Genomic DNA, 12,679 nt, shown 5'->3' with positions numbered 1-12,679 from the left:
AGACAACGGACCCATCGACCACCCATCAGCAGCAACGTGATGCAACACCAACACCAACACCGAGTACTCCGGAGTGATCACGAGATGCGCGTGAATCGGGAGGTCGGTGGCGAGGTCGAACCGGTGGGCGCTGTGCTCGGCGACGATTCGGTCGACTTCGGCAGGCGCGCAGGAGGTGGTCGTGACCGCGACCGGGCGCGGGGCCAGTATCTGCTGCACGGGTTCGCCGTCCACGGTGGGGAAGACGGTGCGCAGCGCCTCGTGGCGGGCCACCACGTCGGAGAGCGCGGCGGCCAGGGCATGGGTGTCGAGCGGCCCCGACACCCTGTTCACCAGGTGCAGGTTGTAGGTCGCGGCGCTGTTGTCGACGTGGTGGAGGAACCACAGCCTGCGCTGGGCCGGGGAGAGCGGCAGCCGGGCAGGCCGAGGACTCACCGCCGTCGGAGGAGGAACCACGGCCGCCCCGCCGCTCTTCGCGGTCCGCCCGATGCCCGCCACCGTTGGGTGTTCGAACACGGTCCGCAGGTCGACGGTGAGGCCGAGTACGGCCCGGATGCGGTTCACCAGTTTGACGGCGAGCAGCGAGTGGCCGCCGAGGTCGAAGAAGTCGTCGTCGACCCCGACCCCTGTGACGCCGAGGGTCTCGGCGAACAGCCCGCAGAGGACCTCCTCGCGCGGAGTGCGCGGCCCCCGGCCCATGGCCTCCCTGGCGGGCGCGGGCAGCGCGTCGCGGTCGAGCTTGCCGTGCGCGGTCAGCGGCAGCGAGTCCAGCACCACGACGGCGGACGGGAGAAGGTACTCGGGCAGCCGCTCGCCGAGTGTGCTCCGTACCTTGTCCGGGTCGACCGCGCCCGTGATGTAACCGACGAGACGCCGGTCGCCCGGCCGGTCCTCGCGCACGATCACCGCCGCCCGATCGACGCCGTCCACGGCGGCCAGCGCCGCCGCGATCTCACCCGGTTCGATCCGGAAACCACGGATCTTGACCTGGTCGTCGGCCCGTCCGATGTACTCCAGTGTGCCGTCCTGGCGGTATCGGACCAGGTCACCGGTGCGATACCGGCGTGCCCCCGGAGGGCCCGACGGGTCGGCGACGAACCGGGCCGCCGTCGCGGCGCTCCGGCCGGCATAGCCGAGGGCGACGCCCTCGCCTCCCACGTACAACTCGCCGACGACACCCGGCGGCACCGGCCGCAGCGCCGGATCGAGCACCTGGAGCGTGACGTTCCCGACCGGTCGGCCGATATGGGGTCCGCTGCCGCCGTCGATCCGGGCGATGGTGGCGTCGACGGTCGTCTCGGTCGGCCCGTAGAAGTTGTATGTGACGACATCGGTCTGTTCGGACAGCCGCGCCCACAGCTCGTCGTCGACCGCCTCGCCGCCCACCGCGAACACACGTGGCCGCCGTTCCTGTGCAAAGAGCCCGGCGTCGATGAGCGGGCCCGCGAAGGACGGCGTGGCGACCAGCGCGTCCAGGCGCGCGTGGGCGACATGCCGGACGAGCGCCGCCGGATCGCGACGGGTGTCGTCCGCCATCAGATGCAGTTCATGGCCCGCGATCATCCACAGCAGCGGATCCCAGGACGCGTCGAACGTCATGGCCGCGATCAGTCCGACGCGCAGCCTTCCGCCGTCGGCGACGGGTGCCAGTGTGGTGGTCACATGGTGCTGGAAGAGGTTGGCCAGCGCGCTGTGCGGCACCAGAACGCCCTTGGGGCGCCCGGTCGATCCGGAGGTGTAGATCGTGTACGCGGGATCCGACGGCGAGGGAGCCGTGAGGGCCGGGGGAGCCACCGCCCGGCCGTCCCCGGCGGCCGAGCCGATCGCCTCGTCCAGTGTGAGCGCCCGCGCCGGACCGTTGAGGAGACGTCGGCTCGCGCCGTCGGTGAGTACGACGGCGGCGGCGCTGTCCGACAGCATCCAGGCGGTACGGTCGGCCGGGGCCGCGGGGTCGACGGCGAGGTGCACACCGCGTGCCTTGAGTACGCCGAGCAGCGCGACGGCCGAGTCCGTGGAGCGGGGGAGTGTCACCGCCACCACCGTGCCCGGCCCGACTCCGAGCGCCGTCAGTCCGGCGGCCAGCCGGGTCGACCGCTCGTCCAGTTCGGCCCGGGTGAGGGCTGTGCCGCCGTACACGACGGCCGTGGCGCCGGGGTCGGCGGCGACACTCGCGGCGAAGGCGTCGAGCACCGTCGCCGGTCCGGGGGCCGCCGGGTTGCGGCCCCACCTCTCCAGCCGCTCCCGCTCGGGGGCGGTCAGCAGATCGACATCGTTGATCCGTGCCGCCGGGTCGTCGGCGACCGCCGTGAGCATGCGGATGAGCCGCTCGCCCAGCGAACGCACGGTGTCCCGGTCGAAGAGGTCGACGGCGTGGCCGACCATGATGTCGAGGCCGTCCGGTGATTCGACCGCCGCGAATTCGAGGTCGAACTTCGCGATGTACGGACCGGTCTCGGAGGGCTCGCACTCCAGCCCGGGCAGCGCGAGGCCGCCGCCCTCGCCGCGCACCGTCGAGGTCAGCAGGATCTGGAACAGCGGGTGGGAGCCGGGTGACCTGGCGGGCCGCAGCTCCTCCACCAGGCGGTCGAAGGGGACGTCCTGGTGCGCGTACGCCGACAGGGCGGTCTGCCGGGCCCTGCCGAGCAGCTCTTCGAATGTGGGGTTGCCCGAGGTGTCGGTGCGCAGCACCAGCGTGTTGACGAAGAAGCCGACGAGGTCGTCGAGCGCCTCTTCGGTACGGCCCGCGGCCACCGTGCCCAGGGGGATGTCCGTTCCACAGCCCAGCCGGGTCAGGGACGCGGCGAGCGCGGCCTGCACCACCATGAACAGGGTCGCGTGCTGGGCCCGGGCGATGTCCCGCAGTCCGGCGGCGGTGTCCGGGCCGAGGTGGAAGGTGACCGAGTCGCCCCGGAAGGAGGGCCGGTCCGGGCGGGCGCGATCCCTGGGGAGCGGGAGTTCCCCGGCCAGTCCGGCCAGCGTTTCGCGCCAGTGGCCGAGCTGGCGGGACACCTCGCTGTCCGGATCGGACGGTTCGCCCAGCAGCTCGTGGTGCCACAGGGTGTAGTCCGCGTACTGAACGGGCAGCGGCTCCCAGTCCGGCGTCCGGCCCGCGGTCCGGGCCCCGTAGGCGTGCGCGAGATCGGTGGCCAGCGGGCCCATCGACCAGCCGTCCGCGGCGATGTGGTGCAGCACCAGCACGAGGAGCGCGTCGGTGTCGCCGGTGCGCACCAGATGGGCGTGGACGGGCGGATCGGCCGCGAGGTCGAACAGATGCCCGCTGTGCCGGGCGACGACGGCCGCCGCCCGGTCCGCCGCGCACCGGGTGACGCCGATCCGGACCTGCGACGGCTCCGCGGGCAGCACCACCTGGACCGGCTCGCCGTCCTGCTCCCGGTAGACGGTCCGCAGCACCTCGTGCCGGTCGAGTACGTCACCCAGCGCGGCCTGGAGCGCCGGCAGGTCCAGCTCACCCCGTACGCGTGTCACCACGGGAATGTTGTAGGTCGCGCTCGGCCCCTCCAGCCGGTGCGCGAACCACAAGCGACGTTGTGCCGGCGACAGCGGATACATGGGGCAGCCCTCTCCTACGGCATCGCGCTGACTTGAGGCGATGGGTCAGTGGTCGCGGTACTCGCGGAGGAAGGCCGCGAGGTTGTCCAGCCCTGTTTCGATCTCTGCGGGGGTGACATGGCTGACCGACAGCCTGATCTGGTTGACCGGAACGCCGTCCCCGTAGAAGTGGTGCATCGGGGTCCACAGCACACGATGGGCCCGCGCGGAGTGTTCGAGGACCCGGTCGTCCACCGCGAAGGGCACGGTCAGTACGAGGAAGAATCCGCCGCCGGGCACGTTCCAGCTGACCTCGGGGTGTCGGCCCGGCGGGAATCTGTCGCGCAGCCCGTCCAGCATCCGCCGCAGATTGTCGCGGTAGGTCCGCTGCTCGCGGACGTTTCCGGCGCGCAGGCTGAAGTCGTGTTCCAGCAGCTTGCCGCCGATCACCGCCTGGGCCAGCGGTGAGGTGTTGACCGTGAGCATGCTCTTGATCCGGCCGAGCTGATCGGCCAGCAGCTCCTCCCGGCCGTCCGCCGCGGTGACACGCTGATCGGCCACCACATAGCCGACCCGCGCGCCGGGCAGCGCGGTCTTGCTGAACGACCCGAGGTAGACCACCCTGCGCTCGGTGTCGAGCGCCTTGAGCGTCGGCGGCCCGGGCTCGCCGTCCGAGGTGAACAACCCGTACGGATTGTCCTCCAGCAGCAGGAAATCGTGCTCGGCCGCCAGCCTCAGCAGCCGCAGGCGTGCTTCGAGGCCGAGACTGACTCCCGAGGGGTTGGCGAAGTCGGCGACCACATAGAGGGCCCGCACCCGGCGGCCGGTGGCGGCCACCTCGTCGAGCCGACGCGTCAGGTCGTCGAAGTCGATGCCCTCCGGCGAACCGGCCACGGGCAGCACCGGCATGTCGACCAGCTGTGCCGCGCCCACCGCGCCGACATAGGTCGGACTCACCGCGAGCATCACATCGTCGGAGGTGCGCCGCAGTACGCGGAGTGTCAGGAACAGGGCTTCCTGGCAGCCGACCGTGACCACGATCGACTCGGGGTCCACCGTGATGCCCTCGTCGACCGCCAGATTGCGGGCGATCAGATCGTGGATGATGCCCTTGGTCCGGCCGTACTGCATGATCTCGCGTTCGGCGCGTGCCTCGTCACAGTCGAAGACGGTCAGCAGATGCTCGCGGAACCGGTCGAGGTAACGGTGTATCGAGTCGATGCCGAAGAACTCCTCGGTGGGCCGGCCGGCGGCGAACGAGATCGCGTCCGGATAGCGCTGCGCGACCTCGTTGAGGAAGTTCATCGACTCGGCCAGCGGATGGCCGAGCGAGCTGTGCAGATCTTCCAGCGGTATCGCCCCGGCCGGGTCCCTCACGGCCGCCGGGTTCGGGACTTCCGCGCTCATGAAGTCGGGGAGTCGGCCGGTGAGCCGCTCTGGGTCCCGCTCATGGCCTCGACCAGTCCGGCCGGCCGCATATCGGTCCAGTTGCTTTCCACATAGTCGAGGCACTCCGCGCGGGATGTGTCGTCCAGCATCACCCGCCACCCCTGCGGAACATCCGCGAACGACGGCCACAGAGAATGCTGACCCTCATTGTTGACCAGCACCTTGAAAAGTCCGCTGTCGTCGTCGAAAGGATTCATCAATTCATCTCCTCAGTGATCCGGGCAGTTTATCGGCGACCGGGTGATCGGGAAATAAGTGACGCAGGGGAGAGTGAAATAAATTCTGGCCACAGCCTAAAAGCTCCGCGCTCGTCCGGGCAAGCGGCCCCGAGAAGTCGCGGCTGTCAGGTAGATGGCTCACGGCGCGCCGGGCGGGGGTGTTTAGCGGGCCGCTTCATGGCTCTCTCCACGGGGTGTTTACATGAAGTGGACATCCGGACGGGCGGGTTCAGCGGGCGCGCGGCAGGTCGGTGAGGGTGGGGAGACGGGCTGGGCCGGGGGCCGGCAGCCACTCCGGTTGGCCGCCGCTGAGCGGATTCGCCCAGTACGTACAGGGCCGCCAGGGCGGTGAAGATAACGGACAATACGCCCGCCAGCCGTAAAAACAACCGCCGCTGAGCAGGCATGAAACCCCAGGCCCAAGCCTCTACTAAGAGTTTCCGCCACATCGGAGCGGTTCAGGTTACAGTGACCTCCACCTCATGCCGACGACGGTCCGGCACAAGGGCGCAAGAAAGAGAAGTGGCTGCAAGGATGTAATTGAGAAGTGCGGAAAGGTTAGTGAAATGCTATTAGGCGGATCAGATCCGGCCGTCCTTCCCGAGCGGCCGAGACTGTTGGGCGTGCAGGGGCCAGAAACCTCGGGCACGTCCGACATCGAGTCTGCGATCGAAGGCGCACGACTTCTCCTGCTCGACGCCTTGATAACCTCCCGGCGCGAGCGATTCATGTCGACCACACCGGTGGAAGCCAGTCAGTTCCCCCTGCTGCTGAGCCAGCTCATGAGGAGTGGACCGGAACAGGCCCTGCCGGTTCAGGTCATCTGTGGATCCCTCGACGGTCTCGCGCAGCAGATGGGCGCGGATCCGGTGGAACTGCTGTGTCGCGAAGTGCTCGACCGCGGCCATCGGCTGACGATTTTGCACCACGATCTGGCCGCGCTGCGAATTCCGGACCTCCAGCGGCTGGCCGTGCTGGCCGGCGCGGGCGCCGATGTCCGGCTGCTGCCGCGGAGCCTGCCCACCGTCACGGTGGTGGGCGCCGAGTCCGCCTTGTTGCACACCTCCCTCGACTGTCCTAAACAGGCCCTGCTGATCCGGTCGCCGGAAACGGTTCGGGCGCTCCAGCGAATGCATGACGGTCTCCGTGATCTGGCCGTGGATTTCCGGCTGGTCAGACAGGCGGTTCCGGTGCTGCTGCGACCGAGCCCGCTTGCCGAGGTTCTGGAGAAACTGTGCGCGGGGATGAAGGACGAGAGCGCGGCGCGGCAGATGCGAGTCTCCGTTCGCACCTACCGGCGCTATGTCGCGAATATTCTCAAGACCCTCGATGTGACCTCCAGATTCGAGGCCGGCATGCGAGTGTCCCAACTGGGCCTGACCGACCTCGGACGACGGCTGTCGCCGGTGAGCGAATTGGCCCAGTGACCGGGCGGCCGACGAACCGGCGCTCTCCGGAACGGTGCTCTCCGGAACGGTGTTCAGCGATCTGACCGTCCTGCCTCGGCGGGCCATGCCGTAGCGCGAAAGTCTCTGCTGGCCAGCGCGGCGAAGAACACCACCGCGAGCAGGGCCGCGATGGCGATCAGTATCACCGGCGGAGACAGAAAATCGAGCAGGACTCCGGCGAGCAGCGTGCCCCCGGCGGCACCCAGACCCCACAAGGTCATCACTGCCGATATCACCCGGCCACGCTGCTCGTCCGGAACCTGACGGAACATCACCACATCGACCAGCACCCGCATCGCCGGAACGGCCAGCATCGTCAGGAACAGCACACCGGCAGCCCACCAGGGACCCAGCGAGAGACCGAGCAGACAGAGCAGCACAGCCACCGAGCCGGCCTGCCCGAGCATCAACGCGGCCGGCGGAAGACGGTGCAGACGGGTGACGAGCGCGGCACCGGCGAGCCCGCCGAGCGCCAGACCCGCAGTCGCCACACCGATCAACGCCGAGGATATTTCCTGGCGTTGTAGTTGTACCACAACTATCAATATCATCGGCGCGGTGGCCGAGTTCATCACAGCGGTGAACAGAGTGGTCCTGCGCAGCAGCGGATTCCGCCACACAAGCGCTATTCCGCCCAGTATCCGGCGCAACGCCGAGGAGCCCTCCTGAGGCGGCGGCGCGGCCGGTGCGGCCTCCCCGTCCGTCGTGCCGGAAGCCTTCGGCCGCATCAGCGCCACACAGACGACCGACACCACAAGCGTCAGCGTGGTCGCCAGAAAAGGCACCGCACGGCCGACGGCGAACAGCGCGCCGCCCAGCGGGGGACCGGCCAGCGAAGCGCCGTTGATCCGGACCTCTTCCCTGGTCAGCGCCGCCGTCAACTGCTCGGGCGGCACCACCGTGCGGATCAGCAGCATCCGCGCCGTCGCCGCCAGCGGCCGCATCGCACCCATGACGGCGGCGACGGCCAGCAGATGGGCCAGCACCAGCTCATCCGTCAGCTGCGCCACAACGATGCTCCCGACGGCCACCGCGCGCGACGACTCCACGATGAGCAGCAGCGCCCGCCGGTCGAAACGGTCGGCCAGCTCACCGGCCGGCAACCCCAGCACCAGCGCGGTCGTCATCTGCACCGCCCCGACCAGCCCTGCCGCCGCAGGCGATCCGGTGACAGCCAGCACGAGCAGCGGAAACGCCAGATCGGCGGTCTCCAGCCCGAGTGTGGAGAACGCCGAACCGGTCCACAGCAGCTGAAAGCCACGGTTCCGCCCCAGCGGAACCGGTTGGCTCCGCCGCTCCGTCGTCACCGCCTCGCCCCCGCCATCTCGTGCGTCGCTCTCTGGCATCGGCCACTCTCCTCGGGGTTCGCGGTGCCGGACCCACAGCCCACAGCACCCGCCGGGCCCGGCTGAGCAGACAGAAGGACTGGAGAGCCGACGAGACTCCGCCGGGAGAGGCCATCGACACGACCACACTCCCGCAAAGCAGGCCCCCTCGCGCCCGGCCGGGCCCCAACCGTCATGAAGGTGACGGTTACCCAGGCCCCCGCCGGAGCCGCCGAATGCCGGGCACCCGCACAACACACACCGGGCGTCAGCTAGTTGTCATAACGCCGGAAACTCTTGGAGGCCGCGACGCTACGTCCCTACTGTCTGGATCGTCCGCCCCGCACCGGGCGTCGTGCGACAGCACACCACTGGGCGCGGCCCCACCCGGCACATCACCTCGCGGAACCTCGCGGACCCCGTTCCCGCACACAGACCAGGAGAGTGCATGTCGAGCGCCGCCGATGCCAAGCGCGACCACGCGATCGGTCTCGTCCCCGGAAACGCGACACCGACACCGGCATCGGCACCCGCCCCGGTGGCACCCGCCCCGGTGGCAACCGGCGCCGAACAGCCCGGCGGCGAACAGCGAGACAGCGAACAGCGAGACAGCGCCGAGATCTGGCGCGCCGAGCTGACGCCGGTCGCCGAACCCACAAGGGCGGCGCGGCTGACCACGGCTCCCGACGGCGCTCCCCAGGTCACCGTCGTCGAACTGCCGGACACGCTCGCCAAGCTGGCCGAACAGGCCGACTGCACACCCGCGTCCGCCGTCGCCGCCGCACTCGGCACCGTACTCGGCGCTCTGCTCGGCCACCGAACGGTGGTCATCGACCTCGCCGACGCCACGCCCGCCACCCCCCTCGTACTGACACCCCGCCCCGGCCTCTCCTTCGCCGGCCTGCTCGCCGCGGTGAGCGCCCAGCGCCGCCGGACCGAAGGCCACGAGCCGTCCGCGCCGACGACCGCCGACGACGGCCTCACCCTCACCGACGTACTCGTCACCACCGACGGGACACCGCCGCGCGGCCGCCACACACTGGTCGGAGTCCTGCCGCCGAACCGGCCGGGACACCTGGAGCTGCACGGCAGCGGCCCGTCGGGCCCGGCCGTCCACGACCTGGGAGACCGGCTGACGGCCGTACTCGCACGACTGGCCGACCGCCCCCACGAGCCACTGGCCCGGCTGGACCTGCTCAGCGCCGACGAGCGCGGCGCCGTCCTGGGCGACTGGAACGGTCTGCCCGACGTCGAAACCCGTCTGCTGCACCAGCTGTTCGAGGACCAGGCCTCCCGCCACCCCGGCACGACCGCGGTCGAGCACGGATCACTACAGCTCACCTACCGCGAACTCAACCAGCGGGCGAACCGCCTCGCACGATTTCTGACCGGCCGGGGCGTCGGACCCGACGTACCGGTCGTGGTCTCCATGAGCCACGGCGTCGACCTGGTGACGGCGCTGCTCGCGATCACCAAGGCAGGCGGAGTCTACGTACCCCTCGACCCCGCCTACCCCCTCCCGCGCAAGCGCTTCGTCCTCGACGACACCCAGCCACTGCTGACCCTGGTCGACCAGCCCGACCGGCTCCCCGGAAACGACCACATCGTCCTCGCCGACGTCGACACGAGCGGCCATCCGGACAGCGACCTCACCGACGCGGACCGCTCCGCACCCGGACACCACAGCCACCTGGCGTACGTGATCTACACATCGGGCTCCACCGGCACACCGAAAGGCGTCGCACTGGCGCACACCGGTCTGACCCGCCTGGTCCACCGCCACCGCCGCTACGTCAGCACCGACGCGAGCCACCGCGTCCTGCAACTCGCCTCCATCGCCTTCGACGGCTCCGTCTGGGAAATCATGATGGCCCTGCTGAACGGCGGAACCCTCGTGGTGGGCGACCCCGAGGCACTCCTGACCGGCACCGCCGCCGCCACGGACATCACCCACGCCACCGTCACCCCCTCCCTGCTCTCCGCCCTGCCCACCGACGCGTTCCCGGCGGGGGCCACCCTCATCACCGCCAGCGAGGCATGCACCCCCGCACTCGTCGAACGATGGACCCGCGAACACCACCTCATCAACTCCTACGGCCCCACCGAGACCACGGTCTCCACGGCCAGCGGCACCCTCACCGCCGGAGAACCGGTCACCGTCGGCGGACCCATCGAAGCCACCCGCGTATACGTGCTCGACGAAGCACTCCGCCCACTGCCGCCCGGCACCGCCGGGGAGCTCTACGCGGCAGGCCCCGGACTCGCCCGGGGATACCTCAACCGCCCCGGCCTGACCTCGGGAAGCTTCGTCGCCAACCCGTTCGGCGAGCCCGGCGAACGCATGTACCGCACCGGCGACCTCGTGCGCTGGACCCACCAGGGCCGCCTGGAATACCTCGGCCGCACCGACGACCAGGTCAAGGTACGCGGATTCCGCATCGAACCCAGCGAGGTGGAGGCCGCCCTCACCGGCGTGCCGGGAGTGGACCACGCCGCCGTCCTCGTCCAGCAGGACGACCGGGGGGACAAACGGCTGGTGGCCTATCTGGTGCCCGACGGCGAGCCCGGCGCGGACACCGACCGCGCCGACCGCGCCGACCATGCCGACCGGCGCGTCGACGAATGGCGCGAAGTCAGCGACGCCCACTACCGCACCATCGGCGACGAGGAAGCCCCCGGCGACGACGACGTCTTCGCCGGCTGGACCAGCAGCTACACCGGCGAGGACATGGGCGACGAGGAGATGCGCGAGTGGCGTCAGGCCACCGTGGACCGCATCCTCGAAGCCCGGCCCGCGCGCGTCCTGGAGATCGGCGTCGGCACCGGCCTGATCATGTTCCGTACCGCGCCGCACTGCCAGGAGTACTGGGGCACCGATCTGTCACCCGTGGTCGTCGACCAGCTGAACGGGCGGGTCGCCCGCGTCCCGGAACTCGCCGACCGGGTACGACTGCACAGCGCTGGCGCGCACCAACTCGAAGAACTGCCACAGGAGTACTTCGACACCGTAGTCATCAACTCGGTGGCCCAGTACTTCCCCAGCGCCGAATACCTGACCGAGGTCGTACGCGGCGCACTCGGCCTGCTCACCCCCGGCGGCCGGCTCCTCCTGGGCGACCTGCGCAACCTGCGCCTGCTGCGCACCTTCCACACGGCGATCGCCCTGACCGCCGCCGACCCCCTCGCCGACCCGGCCTCGATCGCCCGCACGGTCGACCGGCTGAGCGCGGGGGAGAAGGAACTCCTCGTCGACCCGGACCTGTTCGCCGCGCTCCGGCGTACCGAACCGCGCATCGGCGACGTGGACATCCAGCTCCAGCGCGGCACCTTCCACAACGAACTGACCCGGCACCGCTACGACGTGGTACTCCACCGAACCTCCGGCACCACGGAGACCGCCCGGCCCGCCGCCCACCGCCGACTCCACTGGGGCACCGAGATCAACAGTCTCGAACAGCTCACGGAGACACTGGCCGCCGAGCCGACACCCACCCCGACGCGCGTACTCGGCATACCCAACGGCCGGCTGTACGGGGAGAACAGCGCGCGCCGCGCCCTGGAAGGCGGCGCGTCCCCCGCCGAGGCCGCCGCCCTGCTGACCGCCCCGCACACCACGCCCGACCCCGAGGAACTGCACGCCCTGGGGGAGTCGCTCGGCCTCGCGGTGCTCACCACCTGGGCGGGCGACGCCGACGACGGCAGCATGGACGTGATCTTCCACGACCCGGCGCGAGCCATCCCCGCGACAGCACAGCCGTACACACCACGCGACCAGTCGTCGCCGTTCCACTCGTACACCAACAATCCGCTGCGACGGCTGGCCGAGGATGAACTCGTCGCCTCCGCCAGAGCCCAGCTTCGACGGCTCCTTCCGGCTCACATGGTCCCCAGCGCGTTCGTCGTGATGGACCACCTGCCCATGACCACCAACGGAAAGCTCGACAGACGAGCCCTGCCCAAGGCCGACTTCACCACCCGCACGGACTCCCGCGCCCCCCGGACGCCCGCCGAGGAGATCCTCTGCGGAGTCTTCGCCGACGTCCTCGGCGTCGCCGGGGTCGGGGTCGACGACAACTTCTTCGAGCTGGGCGGCCACTCACTGCTCGCGACCCGGCTGATCAACCGGATCCGTACCCTGCTCGGGGCGGGCCTTGAGGTACGCACCCTCTTCGAGACACCGACCGTCGCCGGACTCGCGACCCTCCTCGAAACGGCCACGACGGCCTTCCGCCCCGCGCTGACCCGGACCGAACCACGGCCCGAGACGCTCCCGCTCTCCCCGGCCCAGCGCCGACTGTGGTTCCTGCACAGCGTCGAAGGCCCGACCACGACCTACACGGTCCCGCTGGTGACACGAGTCCGGGGACGGCTGGACCGGGACGCGCTCGACGCCGCGCTCTCCGACGTCGTGACCCGCCACGAGACGCTGCGCACCGTCTTCCCCACGGTGGACGGCGAGCCCGTGCAGCGAGTGCTCCCGGGCGGTCCGGGCGCGCTGACCGCGACCTGGCTCGAATGCCCGCCCGAGCAGGCTGACGCCCTGGTCGCGAAGGAGAGCGCCCACGTCTTCGACCTCGCTGTCGACCCGCCGGTGCACGCGGCGGTGGTGTCGTCCGGTGAGGACGAGTCGGTGTTGGTGTTGGTGTTGCATCACGTTGCTGCTGATGGGTGGTCGATGGGTCCGTTGTCT

The 12,679-nt window shown here is 70.2% G+C and carries 6 protein-coding genes; 2 read left to right on the top strand and 4 right to left on the bottom strand.

Annotated elements, in window-relative coordinates; genetic code table 11:
- The 3 genes from IE247_RS33670 to IE247_RS33660 form a co-directional block, all read right to left on the bottom strand.
- On the bottom strand, positions 1-3,570 hold a 3,570-nt coding region (locus tag IE247_RS33670; RefSeq protein ID WP_190127180.1), incomplete at its 3' end, for a non-ribosomal peptide synthetase.
- Positions 3,571-3,615: 45 nt separating this feature from the next.
- Positions 3,616-4,956 carry an aminotransferase-like domain-containing protein gene (locus IE247_RS33665; RefSeq protein ID WP_190127179.1) on the bottom strand — a complete coding sequence of 447 codons (1,341 nt, stop codon included), beginning with the start codon at positions 4,954-4,956 and terminating at the stop codon, positions 3,616-3,618.
- Positions 4,953-5,198, bottom strand: coding sequence for an MbtH family protein (locus IE247_RS33660; RefSeq protein WP_308433279.1), 246 nt, complete (start codon positions 5,196-5,198; stop codon positions 4,953-4,955). The genes IE247_RS33665 and IE247_RS33660 overlap by 4 nt, the downstream gene beginning before the upstream one ends.
- Positions 5,199-5,698: 500 nt before the next feature.
- On the opposite strand from IE247_RS33660, the gene IE247_RS33655 reads away from it, so the two are divergent.
- Entirely contained in the window at positions 5,699-6,643 is a 945-nt protein-coding gene (locus IE247_RS33655; protein WP_190127177.1) for a helix-turn-helix transcriptional regulator, read from the top strand.
- A 53-nt stretch (positions 6,644-6,696) separates the two neighbouring features.
- Here IE247_RS33655 and IE247_RS33650 read toward each other — a convergent pair whose 3' ends face one another.
- Positions 6,697-8,010: an MFS transporter gene (locus IE247_RS33650; RefSeq protein WP_190127176.1), complete on the bottom strand. Its 1,314-nt coding sequence runs from the start codon at positions 8,008-8,010 to the stop codon at positions 6,697-6,699.
- A gap of 427 nt (positions 8,011-8,437) precedes the next feature.
- Here IE247_RS33650 and IE247_RS33645 point away from each other — a divergent pair.
- Positions 8,438-12,679 (top strand): non-ribosomal peptide synthetase (locus tag IE247_RS33645; protein ID WP_190127175.1); only part of this gene is annotated, 4,242 nt, incomplete at its 3' end.

It is taken from the genome of Streptomyces inusitatus, from assembly GCF_014651115.1.
Classification (GTDB): domain Bacteria; phylum Actinomycetota; class Actinomycetes; order Streptomycetales; family Streptomycetaceae; genus Streptomyces; species Streptomyces amakusaensis.
Note: the sequence above shows the minus strand (reverse complement) of the source record. Positions and strands in the feature narration are given on the sequence as shown.